22 protein-coding genes are annotated in these 26,091 nt (G+C 59.0%); 17 read left to right on the top strand and 5 right to left on the bottom strand.

Features of this window, described 5'->3' with window-relative positions; translation table 11 throughout:
* Nucleotides 1-30 precede the first annotated feature (30 nt).
* A complete protein-coding gene (locus tag CKW29_RS15555; protein WP_095143822.1) occupies nt 31-648 on the bottom strand; it encodes a TetR/AcrR family transcriptional regulator in 618 nt (205 codons plus the stop codon).
* Nucleotides 649-781: 133 nt separating this feature from the next.
* Here CKW29_RS15555 and CKW29_RS15550 point away from each other — a divergent pair, with 133 nt between their 5' ends.
* Nucleotides 782-1,696 carry a DUF808 domain-containing protein gene (locus CKW29_RS15550; RefSeq protein WP_095143821.1) on the top strand — a complete coding sequence of 305 codons (915 nt, stop codon included), beginning with the start codon at nt 782-784 and terminating at the stop codon, nt 1,694-1,696.
* A gap of 100 nt (nt 1,697-1,796) precedes the next feature.
* Here CKW29_RS15550 and CKW29_RS15545 read toward each other — a convergent pair whose 3' ends face one another.
* The gene (locus CKW29_RS15545; protein WP_095143820.1) at nt 1,797-2,585 is read right to left on the bottom strand and encodes a VacJ family lipoprotein; all 789 of its coding nucleotides are present in this window, start codon (nt 2,583-2,585) and stop codon (nt 1,797-1,799) included.
* The gene (locus CKW29_RS15540) at nt 2,578-3,876 is read right to left on the bottom strand and encodes a serine/threonine protein kinase (protein WP_095143819.1); all 1,299 of its coding nucleotides are present in this window, start codon (nt 3,874-3,876) and stop codon (nt 2,578-2,580) included. Before CKW29_RS15540 ends, CKW29_RS15545 begins: the two co-directional genes overlap by 8 nt.
* Before the next feature lie 222 nt (nt 3,877-4,098).
* On the opposite strand from CKW29_RS15540, the gene CKW29_RS15535 reads away from it, so the two are divergent.
* Nucleotides 4,099-4,473 carry a hypothetical protein gene (locus CKW29_RS15535; protein WP_095143818.1) on the top strand — a complete coding sequence of 125 codons (375 nt, stop codon included), beginning with the start codon at nt 4,099-4,101 and terminating at the stop codon, nt 4,471-4,473.
* A gap of 22 nt (nt 4,474-4,495) precedes the next feature.
* Here the strand turns inward: CKW29_RS15535 and CKW29_RS15530 are convergent, their stop codons facing one another.
* Nucleotides 4,496-6,091 (bottom strand): glycosyl hydrolase family 17 protein, encoded by a 1,596-nt coding sequence (locus tag CKW29_RS15530; RefSeq protein ID WP_095143817.1) that lies wholly within the window; start codon nt 6,089-6,091, stop codon nt 4,496-4,498.
* A gap of 281 nt (nt 6,092-6,372) precedes the next feature.
* Here CKW29_RS15530 and CKW29_RS15520 point away from each other — a divergent pair, with 281 nt between their 5' ends.
* The 4 genes from CKW29_RS15520 (at nt 6,373) to CKW29_RS25560 (ending at nt 9,671) form a co-directional block, all read left to right on the top strand.
* Nucleotides 6,373-7,221: a glycine betaine ABC transporter substrate-binding protein gene (locus tag CKW29_RS15520; protein WP_095143816.1), complete on the top strand. Its 849-nt coding sequence runs from the start codon at nt 6,373-6,375 to the stop codon at nt 7,219-7,221.
* 195 nt (nt 7,222-7,416) lie between these two features.
* Nucleotides 7,417-7,728, top strand: a complete 312-nt coding sequence (locus tag CKW29_RS15515) for a DUF485 domain-containing protein (RefSeq protein WP_095143815.1) — start codon at nt 7,417-7,419, stop codon at nt 7,726-7,728.
* Entirely contained in the window at nt 7,725-9,383 is a 1,659-nt protein-coding gene (locus tag CKW29_RS15510) for a cation acetate symporter (protein ID WP_095148804.1), read from the top strand. The genes CKW29_RS15515 and CKW29_RS15510 overlap by 4 nt, the downstream gene beginning before the upstream one ends.
* 33 nt (nt 9,384-9,416) lie before the next feature.
* Entirely contained in the window at nt 9,417-9,671 is a 255-nt protein-coding gene (locus tag CKW29_RS25560; protein WP_141234421.1) for a hypothetical protein, read from the top strand.
* Between the two features lie 658 nt (nt 9,672-10,329).
* On the opposite strand, the gene gltA is transcribed toward CKW29_RS25560, so the two are convergent.
* Complete coding sequence (gene gltA / locus CKW29_RS15505) at nt 10,330-11,619, bottom strand: citrate synthase (RefSeq protein ID WP_090464061.1); 1,290 nt, start codon at nt 11,617-11,619, stop codon at nt 10,330-10,332.
* A gap of 363 nt (nt 11,620-11,982) precedes the next feature.
* On the opposite strand from gltA, the gene sdhC reads away from it, so the two are divergent.
* From sdhC to CKW29_RS15450, 11 genes are all read left to right on the top strand, one after another.
* Complete coding sequence (sdhC, locus tag CKW29_RS15500) at nt 11,983-12,357, top strand: succinate dehydrogenase, cytochrome b556 subunit (protein ID WP_056852964.1); 375 nt, start codon at nt 11,983-11,985, stop codon at nt 12,355-12,357.
* Nucleotides 12,351-12,719 (top strand): succinate dehydrogenase, hydrophobic membrane anchor protein, encoded by a 369-nt coding sequence (sdhD, locus tag CKW29_RS15495; RefSeq protein WP_045057756.1) that lies wholly within the window; start codon nt 12,351-12,353, stop codon nt 12,717-12,719. Before sdhC ends, sdhD begins: the two co-directional genes overlap by 7 nt.
* A gap of 3 nt (nt 12,720-12,722) precedes the next feature.
* Nucleotides 12,723-14,495, top strand: coding sequence for a succinate dehydrogenase flavoprotein subunit (gene sdhA / locus CKW29_RS15490; RefSeq protein ID WP_095143812.1), 1,773 nt, complete (start codon nt 12,723-12,725; stop codon nt 14,493-14,495).
* An 11-nt stretch (nt 14,496-14,506) separates the two neighbouring features.
* Entirely contained in the window at nt 14,507-15,211 is a 705-nt protein-coding gene (locus tag CKW29_RS15485; protein WP_095078947.1) for a succinate dehydrogenase iron-sulfur subunit, read from the top strand.
* Nucleotides 15,212-15,473: 262 nt separating this feature from the next.
* A complete protein-coding gene (locus CKW29_RS15480; protein WP_095143811.1) occupies nt 15,474-18,305 on the top strand; it encodes a 2-oxoglutarate dehydrogenase E1 component in 2,832 nt (943 codons plus the stop codon).
* 42 nt (nt 18,306-18,347) lie between these two features.
* Nucleotides 18,348-19,565, top strand: coding sequence for a 2-oxoglutarate dehydrogenase complex dihydrolipoyllysine-residue succinyltransferase (gene odhB, locus CKW29_RS15475; RefSeq protein ID WP_095143810.1), 1,218 nt, complete (start codon nt 18,348-18,350; stop codon nt 19,563-19,565).
* Nucleotides 19,566-19,726: 161 nt separating this feature from the next.
* Nucleotides 19,727-21,163 (top strand): dihydrolipoyl dehydrogenase, encoded by a 1,437-nt coding sequence (lpdA, locus tag CKW29_RS15470; RefSeq protein WP_095143809.1) that lies wholly within the window; start codon nt 19,727-19,729, stop codon nt 21,161-21,163.
* A 180-nt stretch (nt 21,164-21,343) separates the two neighbouring features.
* Entirely contained in the window at nt 21,344-22,510 is a 1,167-nt protein-coding gene (gene sucC / locus CKW29_RS15465; protein WP_007919879.1) for an ADP-forming succinate--CoA ligase subunit beta, read from the top strand.
* Complete coding sequence (gene sucD, locus CKW29_RS15460) at nt 22,510-23,391, top strand: succinate--CoA ligase subunit alpha (RefSeq protein ID WP_017127973.1); 882 nt, start codon at nt 22,510-22,512, stop codon at nt 23,389-23,391. The genes sucC and sucD overlap by 1 nt, the downstream gene beginning before the upstream one ends.
* A 337-nt stretch (nt 23,392-23,728) precedes the next feature.
* Nucleotides 23,729-25,042, top strand: a complete 1,314-nt coding sequence (brnQ, locus tag CKW29_RS15455) for a branched-chain amino acid transport system II carrier protein (RefSeq protein WP_095143808.1) — start codon at nt 23,729-23,731, stop codon at nt 25,040-25,042.
* Nucleotides 25,043-25,242: 200 nt separating this feature from the next.
* Nucleotides 25,243-25,980 carry a DUF599 domain-containing protein gene (locus CKW29_RS15450; protein WP_095143807.1) on the top strand — a complete coding sequence of 246 codons (738 nt, stop codon included), beginning with the start codon at nt 25,243-25,245 and terminating at the stop codon, nt 25,978-25,980.
* The last annotated feature ends 111 nt before the right edge of the window (nt 25,981-26,091 follow it).

The following is a 26,091-nucleotide window of genomic DNA, read 5'->3' as shown; positions in this document are numbered from 1 at the left end:
GCATGGATCAAGCAGGCCCGCGATGGCGGGTCACTCGGCCCTGCGATCCGGCTCGCAGCCCTTGAGCACCAAGCGGATAATTGTCTGCGCCGCCGCTTCGTAATCCTCGTCATCCAGCTTGGCCTTGCCGGTGATGGCGGTGATCTGCCAGTCGAAGTCGGCGTAGGTCTGGGTCGCGGCCCAGATGCTGAACATCAGGTGATGGGGGTCGATGGGGGCGATCTGGCCGCGATCGATCCAGGTCTGGATGCAGTCGATGTTGTGCCTGGCCTGGCCGTTGAGCTGCTCCACCAGGTCGGCGCTCAGGTGTGGGGCGCCGTGCATGATTTCGCTGGCAAACACTTTGGAGGCAAATGGCAGGTCGCGGGAGATGTGGATCTTCGAGCGAATGTAGCCGCCGAGCACTTCGCTGGGCTCGCCGTCGGCGTTGAACGGCGTCGAGGCCTGCAGGATCGGCTCGATGATGCTTTCCAGGACCTCGCGGTAGAGGTTTTCCTTGGACTTGAAGTAGTAATAGACGTTGGGCTTTGGTAACCCCGCCTTGGCCGCGATATCGCTGGTTTTGGTCGCAGCGAAGCCCTTGTCGGCAAATTCTTCACTGGCGGCACGCAGGATCAGTTCTTTATTGCGCTCGCGGATAGTGCTCATAAAACAGGTGATTCCTTGCCTGTACTGGCGGTTGCGCATGGTAGCACCGGCCTCGCGCGACGCTCAAGAATGCCCTTACGCAGTGTGGCAGGCTATGCTGCACATCACTTATTCACGAAGGACACCCTGAGCCATGGCAGGAAGCAGTTTGCTGTTGTTGATCGATGACATTGCCGCGGTGCTCGACGATGTTGCGTTGATGACCAAGTTGGCCGCGAAAAAGACCGCCGGCGTCCTGGGTGACGATCTGGCGCTCAATGCCCAGCAGGTGTCTGGCGTGCGCGCCGAGCGGGAAATTCCGGTGGTCTGGGCGGTGGCCAAGGGCTCGTTCATCAACAAACTGATCCTGGTGCCATCGGCGCTGGCCATCAGCGCGTTCATTCCCTGGCTGGTCACGCCACTGCTGATGCTGGGGGGGGCCTACCTGTGTTTTGAAGGGTTTGAAAAGCTGGCGCACAAGTTCCTCCACAGCAAGGCCGAAGATCAGGCCGAGCATGCGCAGTTGGTCGAAGCCGTGGCTGACCCGGCCGTCGATCTGGTGGCCTTCGAGAAGGACAAGATCAAGGGCGCGGTGCGCACCGACTTCATCCTCTCGGCGGAAATCATCGCCATCACCCTGGGCACCGTGGCCGACGCGCCGCTGACGCAACAGGTGATTGTGCTGTCGGGGATTGCCATCGTCATGACCGTCGGTGTTTACGGTCTGGTGGCGGGCATCGTCAAGCTCGACGATCTCGGCTTGTGGCTCACGCAGAAACCGGCGCAGGTGGCCAAAAGCATCGGGGGCGCGATCCTGCGGGCTGCACCGTACTTGATGAAAAGCCTGTCGGTGATCGGTACGGCCGCGATGTTCCTGGTCGGTGGCGGGATTCTCACCCATGGCGTGCCCGCGGTACATCACTGGATTGAAGGTGTGAGCCAGAGCGTTGGCGGCTTCTCGTGGATCGTGCCGAGCTTGATGAACGCCGTGGCCGGGATTGTGGCGGGGGCGGTGGTGCTGGCCGGTGTGATGATGGTGAGCAGGGGCTGGCGCGCGGTCAAAGGCTGAGCAAGCAATGTACGCTCGCTCCCACAAAGGATAGGGGATGACAGGTGCATGAAAAAGGCCATTCGATGCGAGTCGAATGGCCTTTTTGTTGCCAGCGTGATTACTCGGCGATCTGCAGCTTGCGGGCTTCGCTGTAGACGTAGCGTACCTTCTCGTACTCGAACGGCGAGTTTGTCTGGCCGTAGCGGAAGCGGGTCTGGTAACGCTTGTCGATGCCACGCAGGATCAAGATTTCCGGATGGTTCTCGCTGACTTCCGACACGTTCAGGAAGTTGATCGCTGACTCTGCCGTGTAGTCGACCACCAGCCCGCCGGTGTCGCGCAGGTTCGAGGGGCCGAGGATCGGCAGCATGAGGTAGGCGCCGCCCGGAACGCCGTAGAACCCCAGGGTCTGCCCGAAGTCTTCGCTTTGGCGTGGCAGGCCCATGGAGGTCGCCGGATCCCACAGGCCGGCGATGCCGACCGTGGTGTTGAGCAGCAGGCGCCCGGTGGTTTCCAGTGAGCGCTGGCCCTTGAGTTGCAACAGGCTGTTCACCAGATTGGGCACGTCACCCAGGTTGTTGAAGAAGTTGCTGACACCGGTGCGCAGAAAGCTCGGGGTGATATAGCGGTAACCGTCGACCACCGGCAGGAACACCCACTGGTCGAAGCGGTAGTTGAAGTGGTAGACCCGACGGTTCCACGACTCTAGCGGGTCATAGACGTTCAGGGCGCTGAGGGTCGAGCGCTCGAATTCGCGCTGGTCCAGCCCCGGGTTGAACTTGAGTTTGGTCAAGGGTTCGGTGAAGCCGTCCGGATCTACCACGGTCGGGGTGTTGGCCTTGCTGTTGTCGGCATTGGCATAACTTGCGCAGAGCAACGCAGCGAGAAACAGGAGAGGTTTAGCCACGGAAGAACTCCAGCATGTCGTCGGCGTTGACGCGATAGTTGAGGTTGCCGCAATGGCCGCCGTGAGGGTAGACCGTCAAGCGGTCGCCGAAAGTCTTGCGCAGGAAGCCCAGGTCGCCAGGGCCAAGGATCACATCGTCAGCGTTGTGCATGACGGCGATTTTCGGGCTGTCGTGCAGGTAGTCCTTCAGTGCGTACAGGCTGACCTGGTCGATCAGTTGCAGCAGGCTGCCGCCGTCGGTGCGCGCACGCCACATGGGAATCACCTGCTCGGTGAGGTAGCAATCGAAGTCGCATTGCAGGGCGCGCTTGAAGAACGGCGTCAGGCTGGTGCCTTCGGCGATCGGGTACTTGGGCGGGGTGATCAGGCCGCGGCGGTTGACCAGGTCCGAGGTGTAGGCGATGTCGGCGGCCGAGAAACGGAACGAGGTACCGATCAGCATGGCCATCTGTTCGTTGGTCAGATGCTCTTTTGACTGCTGGAAGTCATAGACCAGCGCATCGTTGAGGTCGATGTAGCCTTTTTCCTGGAAGTAGCGGGTCAGCTTGTTGAGGACCAGTTCATAAAACGTGGTGCTGTTGTTGATGCCCTTGACCTCGGTTTGCACCATCTTGTCGAGGTTGGTCACGGAGGTATAGAGGTTCACCGGCGGATTGAGCAGCAGCACTTTCTTGAAGTTGAAGCTGCGCCGGGTTTCGTCCAGATGGGCGACGAAGGCAGCATCCAGTGCGCCCAGGCTATAACCGGTGAGGTAGTAGTCGGTGACCGGCAGATTCGGGTTGTGCGCGCGCACGGCTTGCATCACGCGGTACATGTCCTCGGCATCTTCCTTGCTCACGCCCGGGGTGGCGAAGCGGGACGCGGAGGCAATGAAGTCGTAGCTGGTGGGCGAGGACAGCTGGACGACGTGATAGCCGGCCTTGTAGTAGAGGCGCTTGAGGTATTCGTTGAGGCTGCTGTCGTAGCGTGCGCCGGTGCCGGCGATCAGGAAAATCAGCGGTGCGGCGTGGTCCTGGGTGGCCATGCGGTAGGTGAGTTTTTTCACCGCCCAGAAGTTGTCCGGCAATTCGAAGGCGCGCTCGGGGCGCAGCGCCAGGCTGTAATCGCCCTGATTGATATCTTCGTCCAGTGGCAGCTCTGGCCTCAGTTCTGGCGGTGTCGTGGCAATCGTCGCTTCAAACGGGTTGGTAAGCGGGTAGCCATAACTGGCGGCATCTATATCTATCGCCAGTGCGGACGCACTCAGGATAAGGCCGCCGAAAAGGGCAGCGAAGCGCAAGGAACGGAGCATGACTAAATCCCTTAGAGGAAGGTGCCTAATGAAGTTCGCAGGCTATGACCACAGGTTTCGCGCCAAAGTGCCATGCATCGGCACCAAAGTGGCTGAGTGGTGGTCAATAGTAGCCGGACGATACACTTTGCAGGCATTTGATGACCAGTTATCTGTTGAATGCGTTTGTTTCGCGGCCTCGTGCGATTAAGCTGGGCGCCGTTTTGCCTCTCGGAGAGTTTCATGTCCCGCCGTTTACCCGTGATATTGCTGTGCATCGTACTGCCGCTATGGCTGGTCGCCAGTTATGGTGCGCGTTATGGCTTTATGGAAGATGCCCAGTGGGTCGGCATTTGCGTGGATCAGGCCAGTCGCTGGGAATGCCAGTTGCGCTCCGGGCTGGGGTTGATGATTCACTTCAAGGTCATGGGCTGGGCCGCGTTGGCCGCGGCGCTGGCCGGTTTTTTCGCACCGGAGCGGGCGGGCTGGTGGCTGGCGCTGCTGGCGCTGATGTTCGGTTTCCCTGCACTGGCCCTGTACAACACCAGCCTGGCGGTGTTTGCGGTGGTGATTGCGGGGTTGCGGTTGGTGCGGGCACCGGCTGCTTGCCCGCGATAACCCATCGGCAGGCGAATGGCCGTCAGCCTTTGCGCACTCGCAAACTGCGCCACAACGCGGCAACCATCAACCCACTGACCAGTGCCCAGCCCCAGGCTTGCTGATTGAGCAAGCCTTCGCGATACAGTTGCGGGGCGATGCCGGCGCCGATGATAAAGGTCAGCAGGGCGATTTCACGGCGAGGAACACTGACCGGGCGAATCAGGTAAACCAGTGCTGGTAGCAGCAGGGCGGCGCTTGGGAAGCTGCGATAACGTGGCTCGAACACCAGTCCCAGCATCATCACCGCACCGGCAAAGCCTGCCGCGGCCAGCAGCCAGCCGGCGCGACGCTCCAACGCATTGAAGGCGCGTTCACGCCAGCCGGTTCGGGTACTCAGGGTCAATGCTGCATGGGTCAGAACCAGCAGGTTCAGGGTGACGAGCACAACGGCCCAGATCCATTCATCGGCAGAGCGGCTGGTGACGCGCGCCAACTCGGCAAAGCTTCCGATAGAGCAGGCCGCGACAGCGCCCAGCAGCGGCAATATCAATGCTGAACGGGTGCTGCGCACGCGGCCTCCCAGCATCAACGCGCCGAGGAATATCAGCCCGCCCACGGCCAGCCATTGCGGCCAGTACGGCAGGTTGCTGACCGGGCCTGCGAGAACGCCCTTGTCCTGGCGGTCGGCGTCGAACAACCCCCAGTAACCACCGACCGCGCCTTCGCTGCCGCGTTTCCAGGGTTGGTCGAACGCTTCGATCAGGTTGTAGTGCCAGCCTTGCTGTTCGGCCATGGCGACAAAGCCGCGAATGAAGCGGGCTTCGTTGACCCGGCTGGGCACGGCGGTTTCCCGCTGGCGGCCTTCGCTCGGCCAGCCGGTCTCGCCAATCATCACGTCTTTGGGGGCGAAGCGATTGCCGAACACCTGGCGTACCTCGGCGACGTGTTGCAGGGCGGCGTCGATGTTCGACGGATCGTCTTCCCAGTACGGCAGCAAGTGGATGGTGAGGAAATCCACTGTCGGGGCGATTTCAGGATGTTTGAGCCAGAATTCCCAGACGTCGGCGTAGGTCACCGGTTGTTTGACCTGGCTTTTGACGTGACTGATCAGCTTGGCCAGTTGCGCGCCAGTGATTTCCTTGCGCAGTAGGGCTTCGTTGCCGACGATCACCGCAGTGACCACGTCCGGGTTGGCGTTGGCTTCGGCGATCAGCAGCTCGACTTCCTTGGCGGTGTCCACCGGGTTGCTGTTGACCCAGGCGCCGATCATCATTTTCAGACCGTGCTTGCGCGCCAGGTCCGGCAGGGCTTCGAGGCCGGTCATCGAGTAAGTGCGGATGCATTCAAAACGGGTCGCCAGCAGCGCAAGGTCGGCGTCCATGCGCTCGGGACGCAGGTTGAATGGCACATCGAACGGCGACTGGTCTTTATCGAACGGGGTGTAGGAGGCGCACTGCAGTTTGTGCGTGGCGCTGGCAGCATCCGGTAATACCACCGGTTGGCCGAGGCCGTACCAGTAGCCACATAAGGCAAAAAGGCCGAGCAGGCAGGCAAACAGATAAGCGAAAAAAGGGAAGCGCGAGCTGGCGGGCATGGTCAAGCCATCCGGGAACAAAGCCGCGCATCTTACCTGCATTTGCCAGAGGCTTGGTGGGCTGCATGATTTTGATATGCAAAGTTCGGGCGGGAGTTGCCAGGGTAATTCGTCGGGGTGTCGTTACTGGCTTTCTGATGTCGTTTCTCGCTGCCTTGAGGTCGCTCGTAGAGCAGGTCGCCGAGGTCGCGAGGTTGATGATCGAGGTATCAGTACTCCGCTGATGTTCGAACGAGTTTGCGGTGAGGCGTGATGGAGGCGCTGTGCACATACGTTGACGCTGCTCGGCATTCGTCGGGCGCAGCACTTTCGGGGAAGTAACGATGAAGATGCGACGACTCTTAGGCGCCGGTGCCGCTCTGGCACTGGCGATCGGCTCCACGCAGGCATTTGCCGACAGCAAAACCCTGAGCATCGGCTATGTCGACGGTTGGTCCGACAGCGTGGCGACCACTCACGTGGCAGCGGAGGTGATCAAGCAGAAGCTCGGCTATGACGTGAAGCTGCAAGCCGTGGCGACCGGGATCATGTGGCAGGGCGTGGCCACGGGCAAACTCGATGCCATGCTCTCGGCCTGGCTTCCGGTGACCCACGGTGAGTACTGGACGAAGAACAAGGACAAGGTGGTCGACTACGGTCCCAACTTCAAGGACGCAAAAATCGGCTTGATCGTGCCGGAGTACGTCAAGGCCATCTCCATCGCTGACTTGAAGGATGACACCACCTTCAAGAACAAGATCGTCGGCATCGATGCCGGTTCAGGCGTGATGCTCAAGACCGACCAGGCCATCAAGGACTACGGCCTGGACTACAAACTGCAGGCCAGTTCCGGTGCCGGGATGATTGCCGAGCTGACCCGCGCGGAAGAGAAGAAAGAGTCCATTGCCGTGACCGGCTGGGTACCGCACTGGATGTTCGCCAAGTGGAAGCTGCGCTTCCTTGACGATTCCAAAGGCGTTTACGGCGCAGCGGAAACCGTCAATAGCATCGGCAGCAAGGGGCTGGAGAAGAAGGCGCCGGAAGTCGCCAAGTTCTTGCATAACTTCCAGTGGGCCTCGAAAGACGAAATCGGCGAAGTCATGTTGGCGATTCAGGATGGCGCCAAGCCGGATGTCGCGGCCCGGGATTGGGTGGCCAAACACCCGGAACGAGTGGCCGAGTGGGTCCAGTAATTTAATTCGACGCGTCTAGTCAGCACCTTCCAGGCCCGCTTGGCATTTTTGCCTCGCGGGCCTTTGTTTTTGTCCGCGTTCAATGGGTGAAACCGACACTTTGCGTTCTAAGACTAAGGTCGTCTGGAACCTCTCCTTGAGCCGCATAGAGTGGATAACGTTCCAACACATATCTGTGCTGCGAGGATAAAAACAATGAACGACAGCATTTACCTCTCGATTCAAAACAGCCCGCGCTTCAAGGAGCTGGTTCGTAAAAGGGAAAAGTTCGCCTGGATACTATCGGCGATCATGCTTGGGCTGTACTCCGGATTCATTCTTCTGATCGCTTACGGGCCGCACGTACTGGGGGCGAAGATCAGCCCTGAGTCGTCGATTACCTGGGGCATTCCGATTGGTGTGGGGCTGATTGTTTCGGCCTTCATTCTGACCGGCATCTATGTACGACGCGCCAACGGCGAGTTCGACGATCTCAACAATGCGATTCTGAAGGAGGCCAAGCAATGATCCGGCGCCTATTTGCAGTCCTGGGCCTCGCCGCCTTCGCCCCCGCCGTTTGGGCGGCCGAGGCACTCACTGGCGAAGTGCACAAGCAACCGCTCAATATTTCGGCAATCCTGATGTTCGTGGCCTTTGTCGGCGCGACGCTGTGCATCACCTACTGGGCCTCCAAGCGTAACAATTCGGCTGCTGACTACTATGCGGCGGGCGGCAAGATCACCGGTTTCCAGAACGGTCTGGCGATTGCCGGTGACTACATGTCGGCGGCGTCCTTCCTGGGGATTTCCGCGCTGGTGTTCACGTCCGGCTATGACGGCCTGATCTACTCGATCGGCTTCCTGGTGGGCTGGCCGATCATTCTGTTCCTGATCGCCGAGCGTCTGCGTAACCTGGGTAAATACACCTTTGCCGACGTGGCGTCCTACCGCCTTGGGCAGACCCAGATCCGCACCCTGTCTGCCTGCGGTTCGCTGGTGGTGGTGGCGTTCTACCTGATCGCGCAAATGGTCGGTGCCGGCAAGCTGATCCAGCTGCTGTTCGGCCTGGACTACCATGTTGCGGTGATCCTGGTAGGCATCCTGATGTGCATGTACGTGCTGTTCGGCGGCATGCTGGCAACCACCTGGGTGCAGATCATCAAGGCCGTGCTGCTGCTGTCCGGTGCCTCGTTCATGGCGCTGATGGTGATGAAGCACGTCAACTTCGACTTCAACATGCTGTTCTCCGAGGCGATCAAGGTTCACCCGAAAGCTGAAGCGATCATGAGCCCGGGCGGCCTGGTGAAAGATCCGATCTCGGCGTTCTCCCTCGGTCTGGCGCTAATGTTCGGTACCGCTGGCCTGCCGCACATCCTGATGCGCTTCTTCACCGTGAGTGATGCAAAGGAAGCTCGCAAGAGCGTGCTCTATGCAACTGGCTTCATCGGCTACTTCTACATCCTGACCTTCATCATCGGCTTCGGCGCGATTCTGCTGGTCAGCACCAATCCGGAATTCAAGGATGCGGCGGGCGCCCTGTTGGGCGGTAACAACATGGCGGCGGTGCACCTGGCCAACGCGGTGGGTGGCAGTATTTTCCTGGGCTTTATCTCGGCGGTAGCGTTCGCCACCATTCTGGCGGTGGTTGCCGGCCTGACCCTGGCCGGTGCATCGGCGGTGTCGCATGACCTGTATGCCAGTGTGATCAAGAAGGGCAAGGCCAACGAGAAGGATGAAATCCGTGTCTCGAAAATCACTACCATTGCCTTGGCGGTGCTGGCGATCGGTCTGGGGATCCTGTTCGAAAGCCAGAACATCGCGTTCATGGTAGGCCTGGCGTTCTCCATTGCCGCGAGCTGTAACTTCCCGGTGCTGCTGCTTTCCATGTACTGGAAGAAGCTGACCACCCGTGGGGCGATGATTGGTGGCTGGCTGGGTCTGGTCAGTGCGGTGGGCTTGATGGTGCTGGGTCCGACCATCTGGGTGCAGATCCTGCATCACGAGAAGGCGATCTTCCCGTATGAGTACCCGGCGCTGTTCTCGATGATGATTGCGTTTATCGGGATCTGGTTCTTCTCGATCACTGACAAGTCGACGGCGGCGGACAATGAGCGGGCGCTGTTCTTCCCGCAGTTCGTTCGTTCGCAGACTGGGTTGGGGGCGAGTGGGGCGGTTTCGCACTAAGGTTTGATGTTTCTATATAAGTAGCGACGTTGTATGAAATGCCTCGGTCGAGAGATCGGGGCATTTTTATTCGGCGCTGATAATTCCGTAGGAGCGAGCGATGTGGCGATCCGACTTGTCCTGAAGGTGACCGGACAGCCGACCTATATTTTATTGACCGAGTACATATCCATTCCTGCGGTAACGGCGACTTATGGTTTCGCCCTTACGGCGACTCACTTTTTTTACAAGCGCCTAAAAAAAGTAAGCAAAAAAACGCTTCGCCCCGAGCGTCCGGCCCCTCGCTAAGGCTCGGCGTTCCTTCGCTCCGGCATCCATCCGGGGGCATTGCCCTCCGGTCTGCTTCGCGACGACCTCCAGGCAATGAGTTCGACTGCGTCGAACGGCGCTGCGCGCCAATCCCCGGATGAATACCTCCACTCAGCCTCCCGAAGGGGCGGGTGGATCAAGATCAAGAGCTGCAGGCGAGCTAACGCTCGGCCTGTTGAGTGGTGATGCTCCACACTGATCGTTCCCATGCGGGAACGATCAGTTGACCACTACACAGTGACCAGGCCGGCCGGTAGGCCGCCTCGCGTTGCTGTTGCGGTGCATGCCCCCTCGAGAGGCTGAGTGGAGGTTCTGCGCAGTGGGCAACCCGGCATGGATGCCGGGTTAGCCGCCCCCGGCCATGGATGGCCGATGGCGGCGGGCCCACGGAGCAGGGCCGGAGCGAAGGCACCCTGAGCCTAGGCGAAGGGCCGAACGAAAGGGGCAAGAGCGCTTTGGTTACTTTCGCGCTTTTCGAAAGTGACCCGCCGTAAGGGCGGAGCCTTAAGTGGCCGTTACCTAAACAACGAATATGTACGCACTCAAAAAGAGTCAGTAGGCCCTGGAAACAAAAACGGCCCCTATATAAATAGAGGCCGTTTCCGGTGCAACTCAACAAGCTACAGCAAGACAGCGCTTACTTGCGGTCTTCCAGCTTGGTAATGTCACGCGACTCGTAGCCGGTGTACAGCTGGCGCGGGCGGCCGATCTTGTACGGGCTGGAGAGCATTTCTTTCCAGTGGGAGATCCAGCCGACGGTCCGCGCCAGGGCGAAGATCACGGTGAACATGCTGGTTGGAATGCCGATCGCCTTGAGGATGATCCCCGAGTAGAAGTCGACGTTCGGGTACAGCGAGCGCTCGATGAAGTACGGGTCGGTCAGGGCGATCTCTTCCAGGCGCATGGCCAGTTCGAGTTGCGGATCGTTCTGGATGCCGAGCTCCTTGAGCACTTCGTCGCAGGTCTTTTTCATGACGGTAGCGCGTGGGTCGCGGTTTTTGTAAACCCGGTGACCGAAGCCCATCAGTTTGAACGGATCGTTCTTGTCCTTGGCCTTGGCGATGAACTTGTCGATGTTCGAGACATCGCCAATTTCATCGAGCATGGTCAGTACGGCTTCGTTGGCGCCGCCGTGAGCCGGGCCCCACAGTGCCGCGATGCCGGCAGCGATACAGGCGAACGGGTTGGCGCCCGAGGAGCCTGCCAGGCGTACGGTGGAGGTCGATGCGTTCTGCTCGTGGTCGGCATGGAGGATGAAGATCCGGTCCATGGCCTTGGCGAGTACCGGGCTGATCGGTTTGATCTCGCACGGAGTGTTGAACATCATGTGCAGGAAGTTTTCCGCGTACGACAGGTCGTTGCGCGGGTACATCATGGGTTGGCCCATGGAGTACTTGTAAACCATCGCTGCCAGGGTCGGCATCTTGGCAACCAGGCGGATCGCGGAGATTTCGCGATGCTGCGGGTTATTGATGTCCAGGGAGTCGTGGTAGAAGGCCGACAGGGCGCCGACTACGCCGCACATCACGGCCATTGGGTGAGCGTCGCGACGGAAGCCGTTGAAGAAAGTCTTCAGCTGCTCGTGAACCATGGTGTGGTTCTTCACGGTGCTGACGAACTGGGCCTTTTGCTCTGCTGTCGGCAGTTCGCCGTTGAGCAGCAGGTAGCAGGTTTCCAGGTAGTCCGACTTCTCGGCCAGTTGCTCGATCGGGTAGCCGCGGTGCAGCAGAATGCCGTTATCGCCGTCAATATAGGTAATCTTCGACTCGCAGGAAGCGGTCGACATGAAACCCGGGTCAAAGGTGAAGCGGCCCGTGGCCGTCAGGCCCCGAACGTCGATAACATCGGGACCAACGGTGCCGGTTAAAATGGGCAGCTCGACGGGGGCTGCGCCCTCGATGATCAACTGCGCTTTTTTGTCAGCCATGTGGCCTCCTATTTATGCTTGAAATCATCAGACAGACCCCCCACGCAGGGCCCGCACCACTATAGTGAGATAAATTCGAATGTCAATTTGCCTAAAGTCTTGCTCCAGAAGGCTTTAACCGGACTTTTTCCTCGAAATTGCCTGCCGTTTACGCCTTTTATTGCGCTTGTGCAATCAGCTATTAGGGGAAGGTGAACGCGTTGTCATTAGTAGCCTAACTGTCTATACTCGGCCACCGACCGCCAGGGGCTTTTGGGCCTGCTTTATTGGGGGTCGCATCCCTGGGTGGTGGTTACCTGACCAGTGCACTCCCCAACAACTTTGCCCTGATTGTTAGGGGCTCTTCAGTGTGAAAAAAAAGCCGTGAAAAGCCAACGACCTGTAAACCTAGACCTAAGGACCATCAAACTCCCCATCACCGGCGTTACGTCGTTTCTTCACCGTGTTTCCGGCATCATCCTCTTCCTGGGCCTTGGCTTCATGCTGTATGCATTGGGCAAATCCCTGGGTTCCGAGGAAGGTTTTGCCGACGTGAAGGCATGCTTGACCAGTCCGCTGGCCAAGTTCGTAGCATGGGGCCTCCTGTCCGCTCTGCTGTATCACCTGGTAGCCGGTGTGCGCCATTTGATCATGGACATGGGCATCGGTGAGACGCTGGAAGGCGGCCGCCTGGGCTCGAAAATTATCATCGCCGTTTCCGTGGTGTTGATCGTTCTGGCAGGAGTTTGGATATGGTAACCAGCGTTACGAACCTTTCGCGTTCGGGCCTCTATGATTGGATGGCACAGCGTGTGTCTGCGGTTGTTCTCGCGGCTTATTTCATTTTCCTGATCGGATACCTCGCAGCGAATCCGGGCATTGGCTACGAGCAGTGGCATGGCCTGTTCGCCCACAACGGGATGCGTATCTTCAGTCTGCTGGCCCTCGTTGCCCTGGGCGCTCACGCCTGGGTCGGCATGTGGACCATCGCGACCGACTACCTGACGCCGATGGCGCTGGGCAAGTCCGCGACTGCAGTACGTTTCCTTTTCCAGGCAGTATGCGGCGTTGCGATGTTCGCTTACTTCGTCTGGGGTGTGCAGATTCTCTGGGGTATCTGATTCATGGCTAACATTCCAACGATTTCTTTCGACGCCATCATCATTGGTGGTGGCGGTGCCGGCATGCGCGCAGCGCTGCAACTGGCACAAGGTGGTCACAAGACTGCCGTGATCACCAAGGTTTTCCCGACGCGTTCGCACACCGTATCGGCTCAGGGTGGCATCACCTGCGCTATCGCCTCCGCGGACCCGAACGATGACTGGCGCTGGCACATGTACGATACCGTCAAGGGTTCCGACTACATCGGTGACCAGGACGCTATCGAATACATGTGTCAGGAAGGCCCGGCTGCCGTTTACGAGCTGGACCACATGGGTATGCCATTCTCGCGTACCGAGCAAGGTCGTATCTACCAGCGTCCGTTCGGCGGTCAGTCCAAGGACTACGGTAAAGGCGGCCAGGCTGCGCGTACTTGCGCTGCGTCCGACCGTACCGGTCATGCTCTGCTGCACACCCTTTATCAGGGCAACTTGAAAGCCGGTACCGTGTTCCTGAACGAGTACTACGCTGTCGATCTGGTGAAGAACGGCGAAGGCGAGTTCGTCGGCGTGATCGCCATCTGCATCGAAACCGGCGAAACCACCTACATCCGTGCCAAGGCCACCGTACTGGCTACCGGCGGTGCAGGTCGTATCTACGCTTCGACCACCAACGCCCTGATCAACACCGGTGACGGCGTTGGCATGGCGCTGCGTGCCGGCGTGCCGGTACAAGACATTGAAATGTGGCAGTTCCACCCGACCGGTATCGCCGGTGCCGGTGTACTGGTTACAGAAGGTTGCCGTGGTGAAGGTGGATACCTGATCAACAAGCACGGCGAGCGTTTCATGGAGCGTTATGCTCCGAACGCCAAAGACCTTGCTGGTCGTGACGTTGTTGCCCGTTCGATGGTTAAAGAAATCATCGCCGGCAACGGTTGCGGTCCGAATGGCGACCACGTAATGCTTAAACTCGACCACCTGGGCGAGGAAGTGCTGCACAGCCGTCTGCCAGGCATCTGCGAACTGTCGAAGACTTTCGCACACGTTGACCCGGTTGTTGCTCCGGTTCCGGTTGTTCCGACCTGCCACTATATGATGGGCGGCGTTGCCACCAACATTCACGGCCAGGCGATCACCCAGAACGGCGAAGGCGTCGACGAAATCATCCCTGGCCTGTTCGCAGTGGGTGAAGTGGCTTGCGTATCGGTTCACGGTGCCAACCGTCTGGGCGGCAACTCGCTGCTCGACCTGGTGGTATTCGGCCGCGCTGCCGGCCTGCACCTGGAAAAGGCGCTGACCGACGGTATCGAATACGACGAGGCCACCGACGCCGACATCAATGCGGCCCTGGCCCGTCTGTCCGCTCTGAACGAGCGTACCGAAGGTGAGGACGTGGCAACCCTGCGTCGCGAGCTGCAAAACTGCATGCAGAACTACTTCGGTGTATTCCGTACCGGCGAATACATGCAGAAGGGTATTGCCCAACTGGCTGACCTGCGCGTGCGCATCGCCAACGTCAAGATCAACGACAAGTCGCAGGCGTTCAACACTGCACGTATCGAAGCGCTTGAGTTGCAGAACCTGCTGGAAGTGGCCGAAGCCACCGCCATCGCAGCTGAAGTACGTAAAGAGTCCCGCGGTGCTCACGCCCGTGAAGACTTCGAAGACCGTGACGACGAAAACTGGCTGTGCCACACCCTCTACTTCCCGGGTGACAAGCGCGTGACCAAGCGTGCTGTGAACTTCTCGCCGAAGACTGTTCCGACTTTTGAACCTAAGATTCGGACTTATTAAGGGTGGCCGCCATGTTGAAAGTCAGCGTTTATCGTTACAACCCTGATCAGGACGCCGCGCCGTTCATGCAGGAATTCCAGGTCGATACCGGTGGTAAAGACCTGATGGTGCTGGACGTGCTGGCCCTGATCAAAGAGCAGGACGAGGGTTTCTCCTATCGTCGTTCTTGCCGTGAAGGTGTTTGCGGTTCCGACGGCATGAACATCAACGGCAAAAACGGCCTGGCCTGCGTCACGCCGCTGTCTGCTGTCGTAAAAGGTAACAAGTTGATCGTTCGTCCTCTGCCAGGTTTGCCGGTTATCCGTGACCTGGTCGTCGATATGAGCATCTTCTACAAGCAATACGAGAAGGTTAAGCCTTACCTGCAGAACGATACGCCGGCTCCGGCCATCGAGCGTCTGCAGTCCCCTGAAGAGCGTGAAAAGCTCGACGGTCTGTACGAGTGCATCCTGTGCGCTTGCTGCTCGACCTCGTGCCCGTCCTTCTGGTGGAACCCGGACAAGTTCCTGGGTCCAGCTGCCCTGCTGCAAGCCTACCGCTTCCTGGCAGACAGCCGCGACACCAAGACGTCCGAGCGTCTGGCTTCGCTGGATGACCCGTTCAGCGTATTCCGCTGCCGCGGGATCATGAACTGCGTCAACGTATGCCCGAAAGGCCTGAACCCGACTAAGGCCATCGGTCACATCCGTAACATGCTTCTGCAAAGCGGCGTGTGATTCAGCTGTTGTACCCGTAGGACCGCTGTACCCGTAGAGGCTAAGGCGCGGGCTTCAACCCGCGTCGTAGCTATAACCAGAGCAGCAGCTTATAAGGCTGCGGCTCTTATTTTGAAGAAATGAGACAAGCAGGGGCATCCGGGCTGGTACCCGGACTATCAGCGTGATCCTAAGTGGCTTGTTTTGGTCGCTGCACTCGGACTTCTGCAAGTTTGCTCGGTGTCTTCGCCGGTGGTGTTCCCCTAACCGAGGGTGACCAAGCATGCAAGAAAGCGTGATGCAGCGCATGTGGAACAGCGCCTACCTATCCGGTAGTAACGCTGCCTATGTGGAAGAGCTCTACGAGCTCTACCTGCACGACCCTAACGCTGTGCCAGAAGAGTGGCGCACCTACTTTCAGAAGTTGCCGACAGACGGCAGCTCTGCCATCGATGTTTCGCACTCGACAATTCGCGACCATTTCGTACTACTGGCAAAGAACCAGCGCCGCGCCCAACCGGTTTCCGCCGGCAGCGTGAGCAGTGAGCACGAGAAGAAGCAAGTTGAAGTGCTGCGATTGATCCAGGCCTACCGTATGCGTGGCCACCAGGCAGCCCAGCTTGACCCGCTGGGGCTGTGGCAGCGTCCTGCACCTGCAGACCTGTCGATCAATCATTACGGCTTGACCAATGCCGATCTTGATACGACCTTCCGTGCCGGCGACCTGTTCATCGGCAAAGAGGAAGCGAGCCTACGCGAAATTCACGAAGCGTTGCAGCAGACATATTGCCGCACCATCGGCGCTGAATTTACGCATATCACCGATTCCGAGCAGCGCCAGTGGTTCCAGCAGCGTCTGGAAAGCGTGCGTGGCCGTCCGACCTACTCGGCGGACATCAAGAGCCACTTGCTCGAGCGCGTGACCGCTGGCGAAGGCCTGGAAAAATACCTGGGTACCAAATACCCGGGCACCAAGCGTTTCGGTCTGGAAGGCGGCGAAAGCCTGATTCCGATGCTCGACGAGCTGATCCAGCGTTCCGGCTCCTACGGCACCAAGGAAATCGTTATCGGCATGGCCCACCGTGGCCGTCTGAACGTGCTGGTCAACACCTTCGGCAAGAACCCGCGCGAGCTGTTCGACGAGTTCGAAGGCAAGAAGAAGGTCGAGCTGGGTTCCGGTGACGTTAAATACCACCAGGGCTTCTCGTCCAACGTGATGACCAGCGGCGGTGAAGTTCACCTGGCCATGGCGTTCAACCCGTCCCACCTGGAAATCGTTTCCCCGGTGGTCGAGGGTTCGGTTCGCGCCCGTCAGGATCGTCGCAACGACCCAACCGGTGAGAAGGTTCTGCCGATCTCCATCCACGGTGACGCTGCATTCGCAGGTCAAGGCGTGGTCATGGAAACCTTCCAGATGTCCCAGACCCGCGGTTTCAAAACCGGCGGCACCGTGCACATCGTGATCAACAACCAGGTCGGTTTCACCATCAGCAATCCGCTGGACTCGCGTTCCACCGAGTACGCTACCGACGTTGCGAAAATGATCCAGGCGCCGATCCTCCATGTGAATGGTGATGATCCGGAAGCCGTATTGTTCGTGACTCAGCTGGCCATCGACTACCGCATGCAGTTCAAGCGTGACGTGGTGATCGACCTGGTCTGCTACCGTCGTCGCGGCCACAACGAGGCCGACGAGCCAAGCGGCACCCAGCCGCTGATGTATCAGCAGATCACCAAACAGCGCACCACCCGTGAGCTGTATGCCGATCGTCTGATCCAGTCCAGCGTTCTGGACGCCGAGCGTGTTCAGGCGAAAGTCGACGAATACCGCAACGCGCTGGACAACGGTCTGCACGTAGTGAAAAGCCTGGTCAAAGAGCCGAACAAAGAGTTGTTCGTGGACTGGCGTCCGTATCTGGGCCACGCCTGGACTGCGCGTCACGACACCACCTTCGATCTCAAGACCCTGCAAGAACTGTCCGCCAAGCTGCTGGAGATTCCGGAAGGCTTCGTGGTTCAGCGTCAGGTTGCCAAGATCTACGAAGACCGTCAGAAGATGCAAGCCGGCGGCCTGCCGATCAACTGGGGTTACGCCGAAACCATGGCGTACGCGACCCTGGCGTTCGAAGGTCACCCGATTCGCATGACCGGCCAGGATATCGGCCGCGGTACGTTCTCGCACCGTCACGCGGTCTTGCACAACCAGAAAGACGCGGGGACCTACATCCCGCTGCAAAACCTGTACGAAGGTCAGCCACGTTTCGATCTGTACGATTCGTTCCTGTCCGAAGAGGCCGTACTGGCGTTCGAATACGGCTACTCGACCACCACGCCTAACGCGCTGGTGATCTGGGAAGCCCAGTTCGGCGACTTCGCCAACGGTGCCCAGGTCGTTATCGACCAGTTCATCACCAGTGGCGAGCACAAGTGGGGCCGTCTGTGCGGTCTGACCATGCTGCTGCCGCACGGTTATGAAGGTCAGGGTCCGGAGCACTCCTCGGCTCGTCTGGAGCGTTACCTGCAGCTGTGCGCCGAGCACAACATTCAGGTGTGCATGCCGACCACCCCGGCTCAGATCTACCACTTGCTGCGCCGTCAGGTGATTCGCCCGCTGCGTAAGCCACTGGTCGTCCTGACACCGAAGTCGCTGCTGCGTCACAAGCTGGCCATCTCGACTCTTGAAGATCTGGCCCAAGGTTCGTTCCAGACCGTTATCCCGGAAATCGATGCTCAGGATCCGAAAAAGGTCGAGCGCATTGTTCTGTGTAGCGGCAAGGTTTACTACGACCTGTTGGAAAAACGCCGTGCCGAAGGTCGTGATGACATCGCGATCGTGCGTCTCGAGCAGCTGTACCCATTCCCTGAGGACGACTTGAATGAAGTCCTGGCGCCTTACACCAACCTCAAGCACGTCGCTTGGTGTCAGGAAGAGCCGATGAACCAGGGTGCCTGGTACTGCAGCCAGCACCACATGCGCCGCATCATCAGCGCTCACGACAAGTCTCTCGTACTTGAGTACGCGGGCCGTGAGGCTTCTGCTGCACCGGCTTGTGGTTATGCATCGATGCACGCTGAGCAGCAGGAACAACTGCTGCAAGACGCCTTTACTGTTTAACGCCTTCGCGCACCTGAAACCGAATTTAAGGAACTACAGACAATGGCTATCGAGATCAAAGCCCCCACTTTCCCGGAATCGGTTGCCGATGGCACCGTTGCCACCTGGCACAAGCAACCGGGCGACGCGGTCAAGCGCGACGAGCTGATCGTCGACATCGAAACCGATAAAGTCGTACTGGAAGTGTTGGCGACCGCCGACGGCGTGTTGGGCGCTATCGTCAAGAACGAAGGCGAAACCGTTCTGTCCGACGAAGTCCTGGGCTCCATCGAAGCGGGCGGCGTTGCTGCCGCACCAGCCGCTGCTCCAGCTGCCGCCGCACAGGCTGCCGCTCCGGCCGCTGCTGGCGAAGACGATCCTGTTGCTGCACCGGCTGCTCGCAAGCTGGCTGAAGAAAACGGCATTAACATCGCTTCCGTTGCCGGTACCGGCAAAGGCGGTCGCGTGACCAAGGAAGACGTAGTCGCTGCTGTTGCTGCCAAGAAAGCCGCACCGGCTGCCGCGCCTGCCAAGGCTGCTGCACCTGCCGCCGCCGCTCCTGTGTTCGCTGCTGGCGACCGCATCGAGAAGCGTGTCCCGATGACCCGCGTTCGCGCTACCGTTGCCAAGCGTCTGGTTGAAGCTCAGTCGAACATGGCGATGCTGACCACGTTCAACGAAGTCGACATGACTGAAGTCATGGCCCTGCGTTCGAAGTACAAGGACCTGTTCGAGAAGTCCCACAACGGCGTACGCCTGGGCTTCATGTCCTTCTTCGTGAAAGCGGCTACCGAAGCGCTGAAACGCTTCCCGGCTGTCAACGCTTCGATCGACGGCGCAGACATCGTTTACCACGGCTACGCCGACGTCGGTGTTGCTGTTTCCAGCGACCGCGGCCTGGTGGTTCCGGTTCTGCGTAACGCCGAACTGATGAGCCTGGCTGAAATCGAAGGCGGCATCGCCACCTTCGGCAAGAAAGCCCGCGACGGCAAACTGTCGATGGACGAAATGACCGGTGGCACTTTCACCATCACCAACGGTGGTACTTTCGGTTCGATGATGTCGACCCCGATCGTCAACCCGCCACAAGCAGCCATCCTGGGCATGCACAACATCATCCAGCGTCCTATGGCCATCAACGGTCAGGTCGTTATCCGTCCGATGATGTACCTGGCACTGTCCTATGATCACCGTCTGATCGATGGCAAAGAAGCTGTGACCTTCCTGGTGACCATCAAGAACCTGCTGGAAGATCCGGCTCGTCTGTTGCTGGATATCTGATAGAGAAGCAGCGGCAAGCTTCAAGCGACAAGCTGCAAGTACAAGCAGTTTGGTTTGGGGGGTGCCGCGTCACATACAGCGATGAGCTGCAAGCGCAGGTTGCAAGGTAACGCAGCTTGGCTTGTAGCTTGTAGCTTGAAGCTAATAGAGGATTCTTTTACATGTCGCAGAAATTTGACGTAGTAGTGATCGGCGCGGGCCCTGGCGGTTACGTGGCTGCCATCAAGGCCGCTCAGCTTGGTCTTTCGACTGCCTGCATCGAGAAGTACACCGACAAGGAAGGCAAACTGGCTCTGGGCGGTACTTGCCTGAACGTCGGCTGCATTCCATCCAAGGCTCTGCTGGACAGCTCGTGGAAATTCCACGAAGCCCAGGACGGTTTCGCGATCCACGGTATCAATCACGCTGGCGTGACCATGGACGTGCCAGCGATGGTCGGCCGTAAAGCCAACATCGTCAAAGGCCTGACCTCTGGCGTTGCGACCCTGTTCAAAGCCAACGGTGTGACCTCCATCCAGGGTCACGGCAAGCTGCTGGCCGGCAAGAAAGTCGAAGTCACCAAGCCAGACGGCTCGGTTGAAGTCATCGAAGCCGAAAACGTCATCCTCGCTCCGGGCTCGCGTCCGATCGACATTCCGCCAGCTCCGGTTGACCAGAATGTGATCGTCGACTCCACCGGCGCCCTGGAATTCCAATCGGTTCCAAAACGTCTGGGCGTGATCGGCGCTGGCGTGATCGGTCTGGAACTGGGTTCGGTATGGTCCCGTCTGGGCGCTGAAGTGACTGTCCTGGAAGCCCTGGACACCTTCCTGATGGCTGCCGATACCGCCGTTTCCAAAGAAGCACTGAAAACCCTGACCAAACAAGGTCTGGACATCAAGCTGGGCGCTCGCGTCACCGGTTCCAAAGTCAACGGCGAAGAAGTTGTCGTGACTTACACCGACGCCAACGGCGAACAGACCATCACCTTCGACAAGCTGATCGTAGCCGTTGGTCGCCGTCCGGTGACCACCGATCTGCTGGCCGCTGACTGCGGCGTGACCCTCGACGAGCGCGGTTTCGTGCACGTTGACGATCACTGCGCGACCACCGTACCGGGCGTTTACGCGATCGGCGACGTGGTTCGCGGCATGATGCTGGCTCACAAGGCCTCGGAAGAGGGCATCATGGTTGTCGAGCGCATCAAGGGCCACAAAGCCCAGATGAACTATGACCTGATCCCTTCGGTTATTTATACTCACCCGGAAATTGCATGGGTCGGTAAAACCGAGCAGGCCTTGAAAGCTGAAGGCGTTGAAGTTAACGTCGGCACTTTCCCGTTTGCAGCCTCTGGCCGTGCCATGGCAGCCAACGATACCGGCGGTTTCGTTAAAGTCATCGCCGACGCCAAGACTGATCGCGTATTGGGCGTCCACGTGATTGGCCCGAGCGCAGCAGAACTGGTCCAGCAGGGCGCAATCGGCATGGAATTCGGCACCAGCGCCGAAGACCTGGGCATGATGGTCTTCTCCCATCCGACCCTGTCCGAAGCCTTGCACGAAGCAGCTTTGGCAGTGAATGGCGGCGCCATTCACATCGCCAACCGCAAGAAGCGTTAAGACAATAAGAAACCACGGCGGAATGGCCCGTCGTGAGCCTTGCATGCAAGACTCACCGCGGAATATCCGCTGGACGCAGTCTTGCGTAGCTTAGGCTACGCAAGCAGCAGTCAAAGGTGGTGCGGCACTTGAACAAGTGCAGCACCGAATGCGCAGTACCTAACGAAGACGGTAATAAGCATGAATCTTCACGAGTATCAGGGTAAGCAGCTGTTCGCTGAATACGGCCTGCCAGTATCCACCGGTTACGCGGTAGACACCCCGGAAGCAGCAGCAGAAGCTTGCGACAAAATCGGCGGCAGCGAGTGGGTTGTCAAAGCCCAGGTCCACGCCGGTGGTCGCGGTAAAGCGGGCGGCGTCAAGCTGGTTCGCAGCAAAGAAGACGCTAAGGCATTCGCTCAACAGTGGTTGGGCAAGCGTCTGGTGACTTACCAGACTGATGCCAATGGTCAGCCAGTCACCAAGATCCTGGTTGAATCGTGCACTGATATCGCTAAAGAGCTGTACCTGGGCGCTGTCGTTGACCGTTCGAGCCGTCGCATCGTGTTCATGGCTTCCACCGAAGGTGGCGTGGACATCGAGAAAATCGCTCACGACACCCCTGAGAAAATCCTCAAGGCTACTATCGATCCACTGGTTGGCGCTCAGCCATTCCAGGGTCGCGAGCTGGCATTCCAGCTGGGCCTGGAAGGCAAGCAAGTTGCTCAGTTCGCCAAGATCTTCGTAGGTCTGGCCAAGCTGTTCAAGGATCACGACCTGGCTCTGCTGGAAGTGAACCCGCTGGTGATCAAGGCTGACGGCGATCTGCACTGCCTGGACGCCAAGATCAACATCGACGCCAACGCCATGTACCGTCAGCCTAAGCTGAAGACTTTCCACGATCCGTCGCAAGACGATCCGCGCGAAGCGCACGCTGCCAAGTTCGAACTGAACTACGTAGCACTGGAAGGCAACATCGGTTGCATGGTCAACGGTGCTGGCCTGGCCATGGGTACCATGGACATCGTCAACCTGCATGGCGGCAAGCCAGCCAACTTCCTCGACGTGGGCGGCGGTGCTACCAAGGAACGCGTTACCGAAGCGTTCAAGATCATCCTGTCCGACACTAACGTCGCTGCAGTACTGGTCAACATCTTCGGCGGCATCGTTCGTTGCGACATGATTGCCGAAGGCATCATCGGCGCTGTGAAAGAAGTCGGCGTGAAAATCCCGGTTGTTGTTCGCCTTGAAGGCAACAACGCTGAGCTGGGCGCTAAAGTACTGGCAGAAAGCGGTTTGAACATCATCGCTGCTACCAGCCTGACCGACGCTGCTCAACAAGTTGTCAAAGCTGCGGAGGGCAAATAATGAGCGTCCTGATCAATAAAGACACCAAAGTTATCTGCCAGGGTATTACCGGTTCGCAAGGTAGTTTCCACACCCAGCAAGCCATCGAGTACGGCACCAAGATGGTTGGTGGTGTAACTCCAGGCAAAGGCGGCACCGAGCACCTGGGCCTGCCAGTGTTCAACACCGTGAAAGACGCCGTAGCTGCCACTGGCGCCACCGCCAGCGTGATCTACGTTCCGGCTCCTTTCTGCAAAGACTCGATCCTGGAAGCTGCCTTCGGCGGCATCAAGCTGATCGTGTGCATCACCGAAGGCATTCCTACCCTGGACATGCTGGATGCCAAGGTCAAGTGCGACGAACTGGGCGTGATCCTGATCGGCCCTAACTGCCCAGGCGTGATCACTCCAGGCGAATGCAAGATCGGCATCATGCCAGGTCACATTCACTTGCCAGGCAAGGTCGGTATCGTTTCCCGTTCCGGCACCCTGACCTACGAAGCTGTTAAGCAGACCACTGACGCCGGTTTCGGCCAGTCGACTTGCGTTGGCATCGGTGGTGACCCGATCCCGGGTTCGAACTTCATCGACATCCTGAAACTGTTCCAGGAAGACCCGAAGACCGAAGCGATCGTGATGATCGGTGAGATCGGCGGTTCGGCTGAAGAAGAAGCGGCTGCCTACATCAAGGCACACGTGACCAAGCCGGTTGTTTCCTACATCGCTGGTGTGACTGCTCCTCCGGGCAAGCGCATGGGCCATGCTGGCGCAATCATCTCTGGCGGCAAAGGCACTGCAGACGAGAAATTCGCTGCTCTGCAAGACGCAGGCGTTAAAACCGTGCGTTCGCTGGCAGACATCGGCAAGGCCCTGGCCGAGCTGACCGGTTGGGCTGTCAAGTAAGCCTCGCGCTTAACTGACGCTTTACCAGGCAAAGGCCACCTTCGGGTGGCCTTTGTCGTTTCTGGCATTCAGGAACATATCCAGCGCCCTCGCCACGGGGGGCAGAGGTGAAATATAGATATGTAAACGCGACAGAATAATGTCGCATATCGGATAGTTCGCCCTCAAACAGTGCGTTTGTCGGACAAATTCGTTAGGCTAGCCGCCATTTTGCGATTGCGGCCCACAAGGTTGCTGCGCGCTAAACGGGTCAGTCCCAAACGGACCGGCAGCATTTCCCTCACCCTTCAGGGAAATCCCTCTCTAAATTCCGATTCAGTAGTGTGGTATTTCCTTAATGAAAGTGTTGAAAGGCCAGGACATTCTGGCACTTGGTTTTATGACGTTTGCCCTGTTCGTCGGGGCTGGCAACATCATCTTCCCGCCTATCGTCGGTTTGCAGTCCGGGCCTCATGTCTGGATGGCGGCGCTGGGCTTTCTGATCACCGCGGTGGGTTTGCCGGTGATCACCGTGATCGCACTGGCCAAGGTCGGTGGTGCCATGGACGCTCTGAGCAGCCCGATCGGCAAAATCGCCGGTGGTGTGCTGGCTGCCGCTTGCTACCTGGCCGTGGGGCCACTGTTCGCCACGCCGCGTACTGCTACGGTGTCCTTCGAAGTGGGCCTGGCACCGCTGACCGGTGAAAGTCCGCTGGCGCTGTTCCTCTACAGTGCGATGTATTTCCTGGTGGTGTTCTTCATCTCGCTGTACCCGGGTCGCCTGCTGGATACGGTCGGCCGTTTCCTGGCGCCGCTGAAGATCATCGCGCTGGCCGTCCTCGGTATCGCGGCATTCATGTTGCCGGCAGGTGACGTTGGTCAGGCAACCCCCGAATACATTGCTGCGCCGTTCTCCCAGGGGTTCATCAATGGTTACCTGACCATGGATACCCTGGGCGCACTGGTGTTCGGTATCGTCATCGTCAATGCCATTCGTTCCCGTGGTGTCGAGTCCCCGGCCTTGATTACCCGATACGCGATCATCGCCGGGTTGATTGCCGGCGTTGGTCTGGTGCTGGTGTATGTGAGCCTGTTCCGCCTCGGCTCGGGCAGCCATGAAGTGGCAGCCGGCGCGACCAATGGCGCGGCGGTACTGCACGCTTATGTGCAACATACCTTCGGCTCCCTGGGCAGTGGTTTCCTGGCTGTGCTGATCTCCCTGGCGTGCCTGGTCACCGCGGTCGGCCTGACCTGTGCCTGCGCGGAGTACTTCAGCCGAGTGCTGCCGCTGTCCTATAAGACACTGGTGGTGATCCTGGCGGCGTTCTCGCTGGTGGTATCCAACCTGGGCCTGACCAAGCTGATCGCGTTCTCGATCCCGGTACTGACTGCCATCTACCCGCCGTGCATCGTGCTGGTGGCCTTGAGCTTCTGCAAAGACTTCTGGCTGGAGCAGGGCCGCATTGTCGGGCCGGTGATGCTGGTGTCGTTCATCTTCGGCTTGATCGACGCACTCAAGGGTGCTGGCCTGGCTGACTGGATGCCGACCCAGCTGGCGCATCTGCCGCTGGCTGAGCAAGGTTTGGCGTGGCTGGTACCGTGCGTCTTCACCCTGGTGGTCGCGGTCGCTTGTGATCGTATGCTGGGCAAGCGCAGCGAAGCCCTGGCGTAATCTGCGACACCCGCCACAAGCGGGGGTGCGCTAGAGACCGAAATGCCCCGTATCAATCGATACGGGGCATTTTTTATGGGCGCGTGGCAGTGTCTTTTTCCGTGGGCTAGCGTCGAAGCACTGAGTAGACTTGATGTGGGCATGAGTGTGCTCGCTCCCACGGGTTTGCGCTTGTCAGCACCTACTTCACAAGGACATGCATGTCGTTCATCCACGCCAACCTGATTCACCTTATCGCCGCGCTCTGGTTTGCCATCTGCTGGGGCGGCTACACCCGCTATGCATCGTGGAAGGGCCGTGACACCGCGTGCCTGGCCAGCGTACTGCACTTGTACCGCGAAGACTGGATGCGTCGCATGCTGTTGCGTGACAACCGCATCGCCGACGCCAGTGTGATCGGCAACCTGGAGCGCAATGCCTCGTTTTTCGCTTCCAGTACGCTGATTATCCTCGCCGGTATTCTCACGGTGCTGGGGGCCTCCGAGCGGGCGGTGTCGCTGCTGGCGGACATTCCGATGGTCCAGCAGGCCTCCCAGGGGATGTCGGAGATCAAGCTCCTGTGCCTGGCGCTGGTGTTCGTCTATGCCTTCTTCACGTTCAGTTGGTGCATGCGCCAGTACAACTTTGCCGCGATCCTGGTGGGGTCGGCACCCATGGTGGGGGAGCGCCATGTTTCCGAGCAGGAGCGCAAGGCGTTCGCCGCACGGGCGGCGCGAGTGATCTCGATGGCGGCCAACCAGTTCAACTTCGGTTTGCGCTCCTATTACTTCGGCATGACCATGCTCGCCTGGTTTGTCAGCCCCTGGTTGTTCATGTTGATGAGCGCCGGCGTGGTGCTGGTGTTGTATCGTCGGGAGTTCCATTCCGATGTGCTGGAGGTCATGGTCTATACCCCGACCGAGGCGCCATTGCCTGAGGCGGGCAAAGAGGCGGCTTGATGGCGCACACTCTACTAGCGGCAGGTTGATGGATGGCCTGCCTGTTGGTTATTGCCAAAGATGAGTGCGGCATTTAGAGCGGTACTGCTCCAAGCCTGTATTGTGGACAAA

It is taken from the genome of Pseudomonas sp. Irchel s3a18 (assembly GCF_900187535.1).
Classification (GTDB): Bacteria; Pseudomonadota; Gammaproteobacteria; order Pseudomonadales; family Pseudomonadaceae; genus Aquipseudomonas.
Note: the sequence above shows the minus strand (reverse complement) of the source record. Positions and strands in the feature narration are given on the sequence as shown.